Below are 16,314 nucleotides of genomic sequence, written 5' to 3' on the forward strand. Positions count from 1 at the left end.
GTCAAGGGCAACCGCAAACCTTGATACACAACGCAGGCGGTTGCGCACCGAAAGCTTCAGCCAAGCAGGCCCGCTCCGGTGACCCGCACGCGCCGCCAGTATGTCTCGCAGACAGAATACACTGAAATGTGCAAGGTTCCTCCGCCCATGACCGCCGGGATCGGCCATCCCACGGAATTTTCTGCGTCAAACGCAGCACATCTTCGATAATCTGCGGCTCTTCATATACCTCGCCGGCGCACAGGCCGCGATGGAACAGGAGGAAAGCCGCATGGAACAAGGAGCCTGCCCAGTTGCCTATCCTCCCGCTCGTCATGAAATCGGAACCGGCAGAACCGCGGTTGTCGAACCGGTATTTTTGGGGTAGACAGGCCTTCGTTCCTTTTTTGTTCTTTCCTGTAACCGTCGGGCGAGAGCCGGTCAAAGGAATGCACCACCCGGGATGCCGGGCAAACTCAGATGCGAGACTATACGATCGCGGGAAGCCTCGAATTTGCATAAGTTCTGCCTATATTGAAGATCGTGCCGGAGAAACGACCGGCTCCCCTACCAGGAACGCATGTGGATTGTTCACCTGCCTTGAAGCCGGACGACATGACTGATCTGAAACAAATATCAATCCGCGGTGCGCGGGAACATAACCTCAAGGGCATCGATATTGATTTGCCGCGCGACAAGCTGATCGTGATGACCGGGTTGTCAGGATCCGGAAAATCCTCGCTTGCGTTCGATACGATTTATGCTGAAGGCCAGCGCCGCTACGTGGAAAGCCTGTCGGCCTATGCACGCCAGTTCCTGGAGATGATGCAGAAACCCGATGTGGACCAGATCGACGGTCTTTCGCCGGCAATCTCCATCGAGCAGAAGACCACTTCCCGGAATCCGCGCTCCACGGTCGGCACGGTCACCGAAATCTACGACTACATGCGGCTGTTGTTCGCGCGCGTCGGCATTCCCTATTCGCCCGCCACGGGTCTGCCGATTGAAAGCCAGACGATCAGCCAGATGGTGGACCGGATTCTGGAACTGGAGGAAGGCTCTCGTCTCTACCTGCTGGCGCCGATGGTTCGCGGCCGAAAGGGCGAATATCGCAAAGAGCTGGCCGACCTCATGAAAAAGGGGTTCCAGCGCGTCAAGATCGACGGAACGTTCCATGAGATTTCCGAAGCCCCTGCCCTCGACAAGAAGTTCAAACACGACATCGATGTGGTCGTGGACCGGATTGTCGTGCGCGATGATATCGCCGGCAGGCTGGCCGACTCCCTGGAAACCGCGCTCAGGCTGGCCGATGGCATTGCAATCGCCGAATTCGCCGACAAGACCGGCGAGCAGGACGACGCAGAACGGCTGATCTTTTCGGAAAAATTCGCCTGCCCCGTTTCCGGCTTCACAATTGCGGAAATCGAGCCGCGGCTCTTCTCGTTCAACAATCCCTTTGGTGCCTGCCCGACCTGCGACGGGCTCGGCACCACACTCGCCTTCGAAGAAGACCTTGTAGTGCCCGATCACTCGCTTTCTCTGCGCGAGGGCGCCGTCCTGCCCTGGGCCAAGACCGGGTCGACGTCTCCTTATTACACACAGACCCTCGAAGCGATTTGCAGTCACTACAAGGTCACCATGGCGACGCCCTGGAAGGATTTGCCGGCGGACGTTCGAGAAGCAATCCTTCACGGAACGGGCAAAACCAAGATCGAGTTCGTCTACGACGACGGCGTGCGCAGTTACCGCACCGAGAAAACATTCGAGGGCGTGATCGGCAATATCGAGCGGCGCTGGCGTGAAACCGAATCCACCTGGGTGCGCGAAGAGCTTTCCCGGTTTCAGTCGGACCATGCCTGCCCGGCCTGCGACGGGTATCGTCTGAAACCCGAGGCCCTTGCCGTCAAGATCGCCGACAAGCATATCGGTCATGTTACGCAATATTCCATTCGCGAGGCGAGCAACTGGTTCGAACAGCTTCCGGCAAAGCTCAACACGAAACAGTCCGAAATCGCCGGACGTATCCTGAAGGAAATCCGCGAGCGGCTCAGATTTCTCAATGACGTCGGGCTTGAATATCTGACGCTGTCCAGAGCGTCCGGCACCTTGTCCGGCGGGGAAAGTCAGCGAATCCGCCTGGCGTCGCAAATCGGCTCGGGCCTGACCGGAGTTCTTTATGTTCTGGACGAACCGTCCATCGGTCTTCATCAACGCGACAATTCGCGGCTTCTTGAAACCCTGAAACACCTGCGCGACCTCGGCAATACCGTGATCGTCGTGGAGCATGACGAAGACGCGGTGCTGACCGCGGACTATGTGGTCGATGTCGGACCGGGCGCGGGTATTCACGGCGGCCAGGTGATCGCCAAGGGTACACCGGCGGAGGTCATGGCAAATCCCAATTCGCTGACGGGCGCGTATCTTTCAGGCACGAAGATGATCTCGCGCCCGGACAAACGGCGCAAGATCAACAAGAAGCGTCAAATCTCGGTGCGCGGAGCGCGCGGTAACAATCTCAAGGACATCGACGTGGACGTGCCGCTCGGCACATTCACCTGCGTTACCGGCGTATCAGGCGGCGGCAAGTCCACATTTCTGATCGATACTCTCTACAAGGCGGCCGCGCGGCGCCTGAATGGAGCGCGGGAAAATCCGGCGCCGCATGACCGTATTGAAGGCCTTGAGGTGCTGGACAAGGTGATCGACATCGACCAGTCCCCCATCGGCAGGACTCCCCGCTCCAATCCGGCCACCTACACCGGCGCGTTCACGCCGATCCGCGAATGGTTCGCAAGCATGCCCGAATCCAAGGCGCGCGGGTATCAGCCCGGGCGGTTTTCCTTCAACGTCAAGGGTGGGCGCTGCGAAGCGTGCCAGGGCGACGGCGTCATAAAAATCGAGATGCATTTCCTGCCCGATGTCTATGTTACCTGCGATGTCTGTAAAGGCAGGCGTTACAACAGGGAGACGCTGGAGGTCGAATTCAAAGGCAAGTCCATCGCAGATGTTCTCGACATGACCGTTGAGGAAGGTGCCAGTTTCTTTTCCGCGGTTCCTGCGGTCCGGGACAAAATGGAGACACTCGCACGGGTGGGCCTCGGCTATATCAAGGTCGGCCAGCAGGCGACGACTCTCTCCGGCGGGGAGGCTCAGCGCGTGAAACTCGCCAAGGAACTTTCCAAGCGGTCCACCGGGCGCACGCTCTACATCCTCGACGAACCGACCACCGGGCTGCATTTTCATGACGTCGCCAAATTGCTGGATGTGCTCCACGAACTCGTGGACCAGGGCAATACGGTTCTGGTGATCGAGCACAATCTCGAGGTCATCAAGACCGCCGACTGGATCATCGATCTTGGGCCGGAAGGCGGAGACGGTGGCGGCACGATTGTTGCGACCGGGCGTCCGGAAGATGTTGCCGAGGTCAAGGAAAGCTACACGGGGCACTTTCTCCAGGAGCTGCTGCAGCGCAGGCCGCAACGTGCTGTTGACGCCGCAGAATAGGCGTTCAAAACCGGATTCAAGAATTCAGTGTGCAATGCACACTGAATTCTATCGCAATGTTTTCATGTCTATTTCCTGAATTAGTGGCGATATCGCGCCAATTTTTTGCTGCATTGCACCAAACGCATGTCAGGCATGCAGAGATGGCACTTCTTTTATTTCACCCCCTGAATTATATCTTGGATCAACAGACGGCGTGAGGCGCTTCGGTGCCTCGCCTAATAAGGAACAAGAAAATGTTTGATACTGTGCGTCAGAAGTACAGCAACTGGGTGAGCTACCGCCGTGCGGTTGACGAATTGTCCCGCCTCTCCACCCGTGAACTGTCTGATCTTGGCATCAGCCGCAGCGACATCAAGTTCGTCGCACGCCGTTCCATGAACGGTTAAAAATTTAGAGATCGCGTCCCGAGGCATCCTCCTCCCAGCCAACGGACGTGTGACACGCAGGGCATCCTCCTCCCAGCCCTGTCACGTCGAAACGACGCCCGTCAGCACCTCCTCCCGCTGGCGGGCGTTCGTTTTTCTGGCTTGATTTCCTTTACCGCCCGATCCATCAGTCATGACAGCCCCGCGAGCACTTCTTCTCGCACATGCGAAGAACCTTGAGCCACACCCATGCAATTAACGCATGCTTATTAGCCCTCTTCAGGGTAATTAACCCCTTGTTAATATGCGATTTGTGCATATCTGCTTCGCGATTTGCCCTCTACCTCGCAGTGCACAAAACCCCTATCTTGCGATCATAAGAGATGAACGGGCCAAACGCCGATCCGCGGTGCCTTGGCCATGAGATAGCGAAAGGCCTAAACAATGCTCGATAATGTTGTTCGCAAATTCAATAACTGGAAACGCTTCCGTCAGACCTATGACGAGCTCTCCAACCTGTCCAATCGCGAATTGGACGACCTGGGCATCGCCCGCGCTGACATCGCCCGCTACGCGCGCATGTCTGCAAAATAATCAGCTTCGCAGTCTGGAGGGCTCCTCCTCCCAACCTTCAGTCTGCAAGTCTCTGCGCTTCGCGCGTGGAGTTTCAAAAAACACCTGCCGGGACCTCCTCCCTCCGGCAGGTGTTTTTTTATGGTTGAAACCGTTCAGGCGCGGATCCGCCAGAGCTTTCCCGCATTTGTTCCTCAAGACGGTTTCAAGGTCCGGCACGCCGGAATTTCGGCCGATCTCCGGCCCATGATTTATCGAATCGGTTCTGAGAAATCGTTGCGGCAGCCTGACATTGCCTGTAATCAGGTCCGCAAGGACAAGTGACCGCTGTATCTCGGCTTCAAGCCGATGCGGGCAGCGTGAAAAACTTCCAAGGACACTCCATGCCACCCATTCATGTAATAGGCGGCGGTCTCGCCGGTTCCGAAGCTGCCTGGCAGATCGCTCAAGCCGGACTGGACGTCGTCCTGCATGAGATGCGCCCTGTGCGGAAGACCGATGCTCATCAGACCGATGGACTTGCGGAACTCGTCTGTTCCAACTCCTTCCGTTCCGATGATTCCCAGCAAAACGCCGTCGGGCTGATCCATCACGAGTTGCGCCAACTCGGGTCGCTGATCATGTCTTGCGCCGACGCTCATCAGGTGCCGGCAGGCAGTGCCCTGGCAGTGGATCGTGAGGGGTTTTCCACCGCGGTTACGCAAGCACTCGAATCCCATCCAGGGATCACCATCGAACGCGGAGAAATTGCCGGGTTGCCGCCGGAGGATTGGGCCAGTGTGATTGTTGCAACCGGGCCACTCACGTCCCCCGCGCTCTCGAAAGCCATTCTGGAGAAAAGCGGCGAGGACGCCCTCGCCTTTTTCGATGCGATCGCACCGATCGTGCATTTCGAATCGGTCGATCTCTCCAAAGCATGGTTCCAGTCGCGTTATGACAAGGTGGGCCCGGGTGGAAACGGCAAAGACTACCTCAATTGTCCGTTGGACAAGGATCAGTACGACGCGTTCATCGATGCATTGATCGCCGGAGACACGGCTGATTTCAAGGAATGGGAAGCAAACACGCCGTATTTCGACGGCTGCCTGCCAATCGAGGTGATGGCGGCCCGCGGCCGGGAAACCCTGCGCCACGGCCCGATGAAACCGATGGGGCTGACCAATGCCCATAACCCGACGGTCAAGGCCTACGCCGTGGTGCAGTTGCGGCAGGACAATGCTCTTGGCACGCTTTACAACATCGTCGGGTTCCAGACGAAGCTGAAATACGGCGCTCAAGCCGAGATCTTCAAGATGATACCCGGACTTGAAAACGCCCGGTTCGCGCGGCTCGGCGGGCTGCACCGCAACACCTTCCTGAATTCTCCGAAGGTGCTCGACGGCAGTTTGCGCCTAAAGGCGGATCCACGCCTGCGCTTCGCCGGTCAGATCACCGGCTGCGAGGGCTATGTGGAATCGTCCAGCGTCGGTTGTCTGGCAGGACTTTTCGCCGTTATGGAGACGCGCGGACGGGAAATCGTTCCACCGCCTGTCACGACAGCGATGGGCGCCTTGCTGGGGCACATCACAGGCGGACACATCACCCGGGAAGACGGCGCGGGAAAACCCGGCTCTTTCCAGCCGATGAATGTCAATTTCGGGCTGTTTCCACCTGTCGAAGCGCCGACCACGGATGAAACCGGCAAACGCTTGAAGGGCAAGGACAAGACCAGAGCCAAGAAACTGGCGATGACCAACAGGGCAAAGACCGATTTCGAGGCCTGGCGGTCGAACCTGCCTGTCGTGAGAGCCGCGGCGGAATAATATTACGGCGGATTATGGCGAGCCGAGCGGCCGGGAAGACCTGTTGGGCGTGCTCAGAGCCTGCCGAAGACGTTGCCGGATGCCCGCCACAGGATCCACTGTCGACGCAACTGGGAAATCTCGGCGACCTGATGCAACGGGTCGAAACCGTCTACTTCAAGCTTTCGCAGAAACGGTTCGACAAGCAGCAGCGGCAGGAAAGCAGGCTGACAGGCCTTCAGGCCGACTTCGGCAGCCTGCCTGACGCGGGTCAGATGATGTCGGACATGGGCGCGCATTTCCGTCAAAACCGCAAGCAACTCGGGGGTCGTTTCTCCCCGAAACACGGTTTCGGGGTCGAGATTGTGGCGGGAGCGGACATCTCCCGGCAGATACATCTGCCTGCGCGCGGAATGCCAGGGCAAGGCGCGCATCAGGCCTGTCAGGCCGTAAGCGACGCCCGCATGACCGGCGATTGTTGCCGTTCCCAGATCCTCGCCGTTGGCAAGGACAAGGCAGCCAAGCTGGAAGAGGCTTGAAACCGTTTCCCCCGCATAACCTTCCAGGTCGTTCAAATCGGGCATGGGATCGTTGTAGAGATCAAAGATCCTTGCCTCCGTCATCGCAACGAGGGCCTGCCTGGGAAGATTGTAAGTATCAATCGTTCTCGAGAGAGCGCCGGCGACAGGGTTGGCTGCGGCTGCACCATGCTCCGTGCCTCCAAGCAGGTCGCGCCACCATTGCAGGCGGACCTCGCCAGGAAGCGGCTCGGACACGCTCTCCCGGATGCGGCCAATTTCTGCATTGAAGGCATAAAGCGCCATCATGGCCGGGCGGTGCGCCTCGGGCGCAAGCAGCGCACTCAGGTAGCGGTCGCGGTCGAAACGGCGCACCACTTCGGCGGCATGATCAAAATCGGTGGTCATAGGGCCTATATGGCCTTCACTTAAGGTTCAGTCCACTGCCAGAAGCGCGGCGGCCACCGCCCGGTCTTCGGAAAGCAGCACATTGTAGGTGCGTACGGCTGCCCCGGTCGACATCGGATCCGCCAAAATTCCGGCTTCCCGAAAGTCTTCCTTCAAATCCGCCGGAAGCAGTACCAGATCCGTTCCGGTCCCCACGAGCAGCACCTCTATATCGGCGATCTCCTCGAACACCTTCAGGAATGCCTGACGAGAGAACTCGGACGGATCGGTCAGGTCCCAACCGTATATCCCGCTCGGAACACATAACAATGCGCCGCGGTGGGACATCTGAGCGAACCGGAACCCGCCATCGCCATAAGCATCAAGCGGAGCCCGGCCCGGGAAATGGGCATCCCTGATTTCCATCGCGGGCTATCCTCAGACAGTCGCCTCTTCGCCGGATCCCTTTTCAGCGTCGTCACCCTTCGGTGTCAACGCGTCCGGGCGAAGGTTGAACAGAATCAGGAACGGTGCGGCAAGGAAGATCGACGAATAGGTGCCGATCACGATGCCGAAGATCATCGCCAGCGTGAAGGAGCGGATCACCTCGCCGCCGAAGGCGTAGAGCGCTATCAGTGCCAGAAGCGTGGTTACCGAAGTCATTGTCGTGCGCGACAGGGTCTCGTTGATCGACATGTCGAGCAATTCGGTCAGCGGGCGCTTCTTGTATTTGCGCAGATTTTCACGGATCCGGTCATAAACGACCACGGTATCATTGAGCGAATACCCAATAATCGTCAGGATCGCAGCGATGCTGGACAGAGAGAAATCCAGTTGCAGCAGAACGAACAGGCCGACGGTGATCACCACGTCGTTCGCCGTCGTCAGAATGGCACCGACAGCGAATTGCCATTCGAAACGGAACCATATGTAGAAAAGGATCGCCAGCAGGGACGCCGCCACCGCGATGGCGCCGGCCTGGGCCAATTCGCTGGAGACACGCGGTCCGACCACTTCCACGCGGCGGAAGTCGACATTGTCATCTTCGAAGATCGTCCGGATACGGGTGACGACCGACTGCTGCGCCAGTTCACCGCCGGGCTGTTCCTCCACACGAATGAGGATGTCGTCCGATCCGCCGAATTCCTGTACCTGGACATCGCCCAGGTCAAGCGTTGACAGACGTGAACGGATAGCGCCGATATCGGCCGGTCCGTCAGTCTTTATCTCGATGATCGTACCGCCCTTGAAGTCGATACCGTAGTTCATCCCGACCAGGAAGAACCCGGCAAGGGAAGCAATGACCAGAAGGATGGATAGGGGAAAGCTCACCTTCCGCAGCCACATGAACTTTATGTGGGTATTGTCCGGAACGAGTCTCAGCAACATTGGTTATTCTCCCGGATCAGATCGGCAACTTGGACGGACGGCGACGACGGACCCAAATGGCCACAAGCAACCGGCTGAACGTGAAGGCTGAGAAAACGGTGGTGAAGATCCCGATGGCCAGGGTCACGGCAAAGCCCCGAACAGGGCCGGAGCCGAGCTGGAACAGGATGACCGCTGCGATCAGGGTGGTGATGTTGGCGTCGAGGATGGTCCCCAGCGCCCTGCTGTAGCCGGCGTCGATCGCGGAGACAGCAGACCTGCCCGCCCTCGCCTCTTCGCGGATACGCTCAAAGATCAGCACGTTGGCATCCACGGCCATCCCGATCGTCAGCACGATACCTGCAATGCCGGGCAAGGTCAGTGTCGCCTGCAGAAAGGTCAAGGCGCCGAATATCAGGAAGAGGTTCGACATGAGCGCGAGGTCCGCGATGATGCCGAAGCGGCCGTACGCCAGAACCATGAATACGATGACCAACACGCCGCCAATGATCGATGCGAGCTTGCCGGCCTCGATGGAATCGGCACCAAGGCCCGGACCGATGGACCGCTCCTCGATCACCGTAAGCTTGGCAGGCAGTGCGCCAGCCCTGAGCAGAACCGCCAGGTCGTTGGCGCCTTCAACTGTGAAGCTGCCGGAAATCTGGCCGGATCCCCCGGTAATCGGCTCGCGGATCACCGGTGCCGAAATCACTTCGTCATCAAGGACGATCGCGAAAGGCCGGTTGACATTCTGCTGCGTTACCAGCGCGAATTTGCGTGCACCGGACTGGTTGAAGCGGAAGTTCACCACAGGTTCGTTAGAACGCTGGTCGAAACTGACCTGCGCGTCGACAAGGTCCTCACCTGACAGCAGCGGGGATTCCTCAAGAAGATAAGGGAACGGCGGATCGTCCACCGACATCATGATCACGGTGCCGACGGGCGGACGGTTCTGCATCGCCTGCTCACCGGACATGGACGTATCGACCATATGGAAGGTGAGCTGTGCCGTCTGGCCGACGAGATCCTTCAGGCGCTCGGGATCGTTCTCGCCCGGTGCCTCGACGAGGATACGGTCTGTACCCTGACGCTGAATATTCGGCTCGGTCGTGCCTATTTCGTCCACACGGCGGCGGATGACTTCGATGGACTGCTGCACGATGGCCGCCATCCGATCCTGCAGACCCTGTTCGGTATAGGAGAAGCGGACGAGACCGTCATCGGTGGCGGTCATCTCGAACTCATCGACCGGCTGACCGCCGAAAAGGTTGGAAACAAGCGGGTTGACCAGTGGCTGCAGGCGTTCTTCGGCCTCATCAAGCCGGGTCAGGTCCCTGATCCGCACCTGGGCGGCATCGCCCTGCACTCCGAGGCCCGTGTAGCCGATACGCGGTTCCTCGCGCAGGGTCGCCCGGATATCACTCACCAGCGCTTTCATGCGCTTCTGGATGTAGTCCTCCCGGTCCACTTCGTAGAGCAGATAGGCACCACCCTGAAGATCGAGACCCAGGACCATCTGGCTTTTCGGCAGAAAGTCCGGCCAGCTTTCAAGTTGCTTGGCAGAGAAGAAATTCGGCAGTGTCGAGAGGATGCCAGCGGCAACCACAAGCACGATCAGCGCGATTTTCCAGCGAGCGAAATAGAGCATGGTCAAGCCTTAAAAACTGCCAGGCCGATCGGAAACCGGCCTGGCGAACTCATCAAATCCGCGTTCTGAAGTGTTACGCGTTGTCTTTTGCAGGCTCGGTCTTGGAACGGACTTCCTGAACCATGGAGCGAACGACGCGCACCTTGACGCCTTCGCCGATCTCCACCTGAAGTTCGCCGTCATCAACGACCTTGGCAACCTTGCCGATCAGACCGCCAGTCGTCACGACGGTATCGCCGCGCCGCAAATTGGAAACCATTTCCTGATGCTGCTTTACGCGCTGGCGTTGCGGGCGAATGATCAGAAAATACATGATCGCAAAGATGGCCACGAAGGGCAGCAGCGACATGAGGAAATCCGGACCCGCGATTCCGCCGGACTGTGCATAGGCTGGGGTGATAAACATTCGTCTCTCCTAAGTGGCGCTCTTGCCGGTACGGGTCCATTTCCAGGACCTGAGGCCTAAACGCTCTAATTCTGGTGGCGGGACTATAACCACGGCGCGCCTCAATTCAAGCTTTGCAAGCTGTTTCCGGCGTACCAGTATGGGAATAACAGACGTTTTCGCGTTTCCCCGGCCGTGTTAATGCTCCAGCGACTTTCTTCAGGGCCTCACATGGGCCTTTTTGACGGGGCTTGCAAGACTAATGAGTGCACCTGACACCCTTTCCTTATTGAACGCGAAACTCGACACGCTGATCGCGTTGATCGGCCGTGCCGTCCCGGCGGCGGCGCGAAAGCCCGACTGGACCGCCGCGGATGCTTTTGTATGGGTCCCTCAGCCGGGTGAACTCCATGCAGTGCAGAAGGTCAACAGGGTCGACATCACCTTGCTGTGCGCGGTGTCGCAGGTGCGCGACCTGCTCCTCGATAACACAAGAAGATTCGCCAAGGGTCTTCCCGCGAACAACGCACTTCTGTGGGGCGCCCGGGGCATGGGTAAGTCGTCTCTCGTCAAGGCGGCGCATGCCGCGATCAATCGGGAAGATGTGCCCACGGCCCTCAAATTGATCGAGATCCACCGGGAAGATATTGAATCCCTTCCCGGGCTCATGGCAGAGATTCGCTCGGCCCCCTTCCGCTTCATCGTTTTTTGCGACGATCTCAGCTTCGACAATGACGACACGTCCTACAAATCGCTGAAAGCGGTCCTGGAGGGCGGGATCGAGGGCCGTCCGGAAAATGTGATCTTTTACGCCACGTCGAACCGCCGCCACCTTCTGCCGCGGGACATGATCGAGAACGAACGATCCACAGCCATCAACCCCGCCGAGGCGGTGGAGGAAAAAGTCTCGCTGTCCGACCGATTCGGATTGTGGCTCGGGTTCCACAAATGCAGTCAGGACGACTATCTCGAGATGGTGCGCGGCTACGCGGAGCATTTCGGACTGGATGTCCCGGCGGACGATCTGCGCGCGCAGTCCCTGGAATGGGCGACCACCCGGGGAAGCCGCTCAGGCCGTGTGGCCTATCAGTTCATTCAGGATCTGGCCGGTCGTCTGGGCAAGGTACTTTCCTAGGGCGTAAAGTCGAAAAACCCGGCGCATGGCCGGGTTTTGTCAAGTTTCCGGGAAGTTTATAGCCGCCGTCTCGATCAGCGTTGCGGCAGGTGTTTCAGGGGATCGACCGGCTTGTTGCCCTGGCGCAGCTCAAAGTGTACCTGCGGCTGGTTGACAGAACCGGTGGCGCCCGCGAGAGCGACAACATCACCACGCCGGATCTTGTCTCCGCGCTTGACCTTGAGCTCGCTGTTGTGGGCATAGGCAGTCACCCACCCCTCTCCATGACGGACCAGGATAAGGTTGCCGTAACCCTTCAGTTCGTTGCCTGAATAGATGACCGTACCGTCATCCGCTGCTTTCACGGGTGTGCCTTCGGGCACAGCCAGGTTGACGCCCTCGTTCTTGCCGCCACCCGGCTTTGCGCCGAAGTCGGAAATGATGCGTCCACGCACGGGCCAGCGGAAGGTTTCGGTGGAGACTTCCACCTCTTCCGTAACGCTTGCCACGACCGCTGGTGTCTTTATCGGCTCGCTCGGCGGCTGCTCGCGTGTCAGTGCCGGCTGCGGCAAGGCAGGAACGGCGGGTGTACCGGAGGGCGCAGCGGAAACTTTGCTTTGAACGACGGGATGACGAGGCGGTGTTGGAACCTGCGACGAAATCGAAGCTGTGGTCAGCACGCGCTCACTGCCGGCCGGCTTGCGTTTCGGCAAGGTGCTGACGCGTAACACGCGGTCTTTGTCGACCTCACCACGGCTGAGTTCCGCGAGAGTCGGTTGTTTGGCCGGACGCGGCATGGTTGCGGTGGACGTTGGCACGGCCCCGGTGACTGTAGTATCGTTACGGCTGACGGCCGGCAGCTTCACCCGGCCGGTTTCACCTTCGGTAACGCTCGTGGAAGCGTTGTTTTCCGCATAGACATAGGTGGGAACGATGATGCTCTGCCCCGGACGGACATTCTTGGGATCCTCGATGCCATTCACGGCGGCCAGTGCCTGGATCGGTACACCGTAACGGCGCGCAACGGAATTCAAATCATCTCCCTGACGGACCTGAACTCTGGTACCGCCGGCGGATGTCCAACCCTTCCAGCTTTTCGCCTGACTGGCTACCGCCACCTGTGCCGGACGGGACACTTCAGGCGCGGGCAAGGTGGCCACAGGAGCAGGCTTCAGCTGAACGGGCTTTGCGGCGACTTGCGGTCGCGCAGGCTGCGACAGCGGTACAGACTGGATAGCAGGAACTTTTTTGGAAATCGAAGCGGTCGTCACCGGCTGCGACGACGACTGCGGCAGGCCGGCAACCGACCCTCCCGGACCGTTGACGATATCCTGATAGGTGGGCTGGCTCTGGCCGCCGCTCAGGATATCACGCTGATTCTGGGTGTTTGCCGTGTAATAGGGGGATTCACCGAACCGTTCAGTCGCGCTGGAACATCCCGCAATTGACGCTGCAATCAGTGAGACAGTTGCCGCTTTTCCCAAAAGGTCCCCGCGGAGGGTACGCATCCGCTTCATCATCGCCTTAACTCTGACCGCTAACTATGGCTGTTATGGTTAAGAGTAGACGCCAGTAAGGTTTATAAAGGCTAAAGACCGGATCAGAATTCCAGGAGAAACCCGGCTGTCATAGTATTCCATCCGGTGAAAGAAACGTGCTGCGGGCTGTTTATAGTAAATTTGCAGAAGGCTGAACGTTCCCGAATCGGACCCTGCAGTGATCCGGGAATCGAAGCGTTTCCTGCGTCTTATACCTAGCTCGTCAAATAGGATCGTATTTGTTGAGCCTGGTACTACAGCTTCTTGGCAAGGCCGGGCTGTAACATCACGGTCCGCACGCTCATCAGATGCTCAGCCGTCATGACATTTTCGCTCTTGTGAAAGCGGATCAGCGACTGAGGCCGTTTCGCCTTGCCGATCGCAGCGATCAGCAAACCTCCGGGCTTGAGCGACTGCACCCAGGCGTCCGGCACCGTTTCGACCGCCGCAGTCACGACAATCCGATCGTAGGGCCCCTTCAGTTTCAGGCCTTCCAGTCCATCCATATGCCTGGCCTTGACGTTCTCGAGCCGCAGGGCCGCGAACCTGCTGGTCGCCAGATCGGTAAGCGTTGCAAAGCGGTCCAGGGTTTCCACCCGCGCCGCAAGGTGGGCCAGGATCGCAGACTGGTAACCCGATCCCGTTCCAATTTCCAAAACCGAGTGGTCCGGAGCAAGTCCGAGCGCCTGGACGGTAAAGGCAACCAGAGACGGAGCCGACACCGTCTGCCCGCATTCGATAGGCAATGCGGCATCTTCATAGGCAAGGCCATGATGACGCGCAGACAGGAACAGGCGCCTCGGCACCCGTTCGATTGCCGCAAGGACCTCTCTCGCTCCGACACCCCGCCGCCTCAAGCCAAGGACAAGCGCGGCGCGGGCCTCTGCCTCGTCCGGCAGTGGAAACGGATACGCCGGATTCTGGTCCGTGCCGGTCTTGTTGCCGGCCATTTACCGCTCCCCTTTCGGGATTATTGAAGTGCTGTTGCCAGCTGGCTTACCAGATCATGAGCTGTCAAATCTATGCGTAACGGTGAAACGGAAACATATCCATCGGCAATTGCATGAAGATCGGAGTTTTCGAGAACGGATTTACCCCGATCCTGAAACCGCAGCCAGAAATACGGATAGCCGCGGCCATCCGTGCGCTCGTCAATAGACAGTCCGGCCTGCGCATGATGGCCCTGGACCGTGACTTTCACACCCTTGACGGCATCTGCCGGACAAGGTGGAAAATTCACGTTCAGCAGCGAATAGCGCGGCAAATCGAAATCGATAAGCTGACGGAACAGTTCGGGCGCGTGTGTTTCCGCAGTGCTGTAGTCAGGCTCGGCGGACACGTCCCAGTCATAAGCCTGGGAAACTGCAATGGACCGGATGCCGAGGATAGCGCCCTCTATCGCACCGGCAACAGTGCCGGAATAGGTTACGTCCTCTGCCAGATTCTGGCCCCTGTTGATTCCGGACAGCACCAGATCCGGCGCCGCCGGCAATACCCTGTGCACTCCCATGATGACACAGTCCGTCGGCGTTCCCTTGAGTGCGAAATGCCGCTCGTCGATCTGCCGAAGCCGCAGAGGATCGCTCAAGGTCAGCGAATGCGCGACCCCGCTCTGGTCCGTCTCGGGAGCGATCACCCAGACATCGTCGGACAGAGTACGGGCAATACGTTCAAGAACCGCAAGTCCCGGCGAATGAATGCCGTCGTCATTGGTGATCAGAATGCGCATATGGAAGCGTTCCCCCGGAGTTTGAGACAGCGTCGTTTGATAACCCGCGATTTGACCGGTTCAACCCGCCTCCCCCAGTGGCGGCGGATTGACCGATCACTAGCCGATGTTGTCCAGACCACCCATATAAGGCCGTAGCACTTCGGGCACGGTGATCGTGCCGTCGCCGTTCTGGTAATTCTCCAGAACCGCGATCAGCGCCCTGCCCACGGCGATGCCGGAACCGTTCAACGTATGCACATGCAAGGGCTGTTTCGCTCCGGTCGGCCGGAAGCGTGCATTCATGCGTCTTGCCTGAAAATCCCCGCAGACGGAACACGAAGAGATTTCCCTGTAGGTGTCCTGCCCCGGCAACCAGACTTCAATGTCGTAAGTTTTGCGCGCGCTGAAACCCATATCCCCGGTGCAGAGGGTCATGACACGGTAGTGCAGACCGAGTTCCTGCAGGACCTTCTCGGCGCAGCCCAGCATGCGCTCAAGTTCATCGAGCGAATCCTCCGGCCGTGTCACCGACACCAACTCGCATTTCTGGAACTGATGCTGGCGCAGCATGCCGCGGGTATCTCGGCCAGCGGATCCGGCTTCGGACCGGAAACAATACGTCAGGGCGGAGACCCGTAACGGCAACTGGTCCTCTGTCAGGATCTCGCCTGCGACCAGATTGGTGAGAGGAACCTCGGCCGTCGGAATCAGGTAGTGATCCGTGGCGGTCTTGAAGAGGTCTTCTTCGAATTTCGGCAGTTGCCCTGTACCGTAAAGCGGATCGGAATGCACCAGAAGCGGCGGAGACACCTCGGTATAGCCATGTTCACGCGTGTGCAGATCGATCATGAACTGGCCGAGCGCCCGTTCAAGCCGGGCAATCTGTCCCTTCAACACGACAAAGCGCGAGCCGGACAGCTTTGCGGCCGTTGAGAAATCCATGCCGTTCAGGGCTTCACCAAGGTCGAAATGTTCCTTGGGAGGCTCATTGAATCTGAAAACCGGCTTTTCACCGTGCGTTCTGAGTACCACGTTTTCGGCTTCGTCCGCCCCGACCGGAACATCGTCATACGGCAGGTTCGGAATGACAGCCATCGCCGCTTCCAGAGCGGCATTGAGCTTGCGCTCTTCTTCTTCGCCCGACTGGATGAAGGCCTTGATCTGCGCGACTTCCTCGATCAGGTCCTGAGCACGTGCGTCATCGCCGGAGCCCTTGGCCTTGCCGATTTCCTTGGAGGCGGCATTGCGTCGTTCCTGGGATTCCTGAAGCTTGCCGATATGAGAGCGGCGGGATTCGTCCAGCGCGATCAGTCCGGCGGCGGAGGCTTCATGGCCCCGCTTTGCCAGGGCCTGGTCAAAGGCGGCTGCGTTTTCCCGTATCCACTTAATATCAAACATCTTCGATTCCCGAACGGCGGTCGTTATTCATGAATTCCGTCC

Annotated in this window: 14 protein-coding genes; 5 read left to right on the top strand and 9 right to left on the bottom strand. The window is 58.7% G+C overall.

Features of this window, described 5'->3' with window-relative positions:
* Positions 1-594: 594 nt before the first annotated feature.
* The 4 genes from uvrA to trmFO all read left to right on the top strand — a co-directional run bounded on the left by uvrA (position 595) and on the right by trmFO (position 6,226).
* Positions 595-3,483: an excinuclease ABC subunit UvrA gene (gene uvrA / locus OA90_RS12940; RefSeq protein WP_068411950.1), complete on the top strand. Its 2,889-nt coding sequence runs from the start codon at positions 595-597 to the stop codon at positions 3,481-3,483.
* Between the two features lie 236 nt (positions 3,484-3,719).
* Positions 3,720-3,872 (top strand): DUF1127 domain-containing protein, encoded by a 153-nt coding sequence (locus tag OA90_RS28005; protein WP_082837017.1) that lies wholly within the window; start codon positions 3,720-3,722, stop codon positions 3,870-3,872.
* A 423-nt stretch (positions 3,873-4,295) separates the two neighbouring features.
* Positions 4,296-4,445 (top strand): DUF1127 domain-containing protein, encoded by a 150-nt coding sequence (locus OA90_RS28010; RefSeq protein WP_082837018.1) that lies wholly within the window; start codon positions 4,296-4,298, stop codon positions 4,443-4,445.
* A gap of 362 nt (positions 4,446-4,807) precedes the next feature.
* The gene (gene trmFO / locus OA90_RS12950; RefSeq protein ID WP_068411957.1) at positions 4,808-6,226 is read left to right on the top strand and encodes a methylenetetrahydrofolate--tRNA-(uracil(54)-C(5))-methyltransferase (FADH(2)-oxidizing) TrmFO; all 1,419 of its coding nucleotides are present in this window, start codon (positions 4,808-4,810) and stop codon (positions 6,224-6,226) included.
* Between the two features lie 53 nt (positions 6,227-6,279).
* On the opposite strand, the gene OA90_RS12955 is transcribed toward trmFO, so the two are convergent.
* From OA90_RS12955 to yajC, 5 genes are all read right to left on the bottom strand, one after another.
* Positions 6,280-7,131 (bottom strand): phytoene/squalene synthase family protein, encoded by an 852-nt coding sequence (locus OA90_RS12955; RefSeq protein ID WP_068411960.1) that lies wholly within the window; start codon positions 7,129-7,131, stop codon positions 6,280-6,282.
* A 27-nt stretch (positions 7,132-7,158) separates the two neighbouring features.
* A complete protein-coding gene (locus tag OA90_RS12960) occupies positions 7,159-7,536 on the bottom strand; it encodes an Mth938-like domain-containing protein (protein WP_068411963.1) in 378 nt (125 codons plus the stop codon).
* Between the two features lie 12 nt (positions 7,537-7,548).
* Positions 7,549-8,499 (bottom strand): protein translocase subunit SecF, encoded by a 951-nt coding sequence (gene secF, locus OA90_RS29485; protein WP_068411966.1) that lies wholly within the window; start codon positions 8,497-8,499, stop codon positions 7,549-7,551.
* A gap of 16 nt (positions 8,500-8,515) precedes the next feature.
* Complete coding sequence (gene secD / locus OA90_RS29490; protein WP_068411969.1) at positions 8,516-10,126, bottom strand: protein translocase subunit SecD; 1,611 nt, start codon at positions 10,124-10,126, stop codon at positions 8,516-8,518.
* Positions 10,127-10,199: 73 nt separating this feature from the next.
* A complete protein-coding gene (gene yajC / locus OA90_RS12975) occupies positions 10,200-10,532 on the bottom strand; it encodes a preprotein translocase subunit YajC (protein ID WP_068411972.1) in 333 nt (110 codons plus the stop codon).
* 241 nt (positions 10,533-10,773) lie between these two features.
* On the opposite strand from yajC, the gene OA90_RS12980 reads away from it, so the two are divergent.
* Positions 10,774-11,646, top strand: coding sequence for an ATP-binding protein (locus tag OA90_RS12980; RefSeq protein WP_068411975.1), 873 nt, complete (start codon positions 10,774-10,776; stop codon positions 11,644-11,646).
* Between the two features lie 74 nt (positions 11,647-11,720).
* Here the strand turns inward: OA90_RS12980 and OA90_RS12985 are convergent, their stop codons facing one another.
* The 4 genes from OA90_RS12985 to serS form a co-directional block, all read right to left on the bottom strand.
* Positions 11,721-13,133: a M23 family metallopeptidase gene (locus OA90_RS12985; RefSeq protein ID WP_208986113.1), complete on the bottom strand. Its 1,413-nt coding sequence runs from the start codon at positions 13,131-13,133 to the stop codon at positions 11,721-11,723.
* A gap of 284 nt (positions 13,134-13,417) precedes the next feature.
* Positions 13,418-14,113 carry a protein-L-isoaspartate(D-aspartate) O-methyltransferase gene (locus tag OA90_RS12990; RefSeq protein WP_082837019.1) on the bottom strand — a complete coding sequence of 232 codons (696 nt, stop codon included), beginning with the start codon at positions 14,111-14,113 and terminating at the stop codon, positions 13,418-13,420.
* A 20-nt stretch (positions 14,114-14,133) separates the two neighbouring features.
* Positions 14,134-14,892 (bottom strand): 5'/3'-nucleotidase SurE, encoded by a 759-nt coding sequence (gene surE / locus OA90_RS12995; RefSeq protein ID WP_068411982.1) that lies wholly within the window; start codon positions 14,890-14,892, stop codon positions 14,134-14,136.
* Between the two features lie 99 nt (positions 14,893-14,991).
* Complete coding sequence (gene serS, locus OA90_RS13000) at positions 14,992-16,272, bottom strand: serine--tRNA ligase (RefSeq protein ID WP_068411985.1); 1,281 nt, start codon at positions 16,270-16,272, stop codon at positions 14,992-14,994.
* Positions 16,273-16,314 lie beyond the last annotated feature (42 nt).

Origin of the sequence: Labrenzia sp. OB1 (assembly GCF_001624695.1) — a bacterium.
In the GTDB taxonomy this organism is placed as follows: Bacteria; Pseudomonadota; Alphaproteobacteria; order Rhizobiales; family Stappiaceae; genus Roseibium.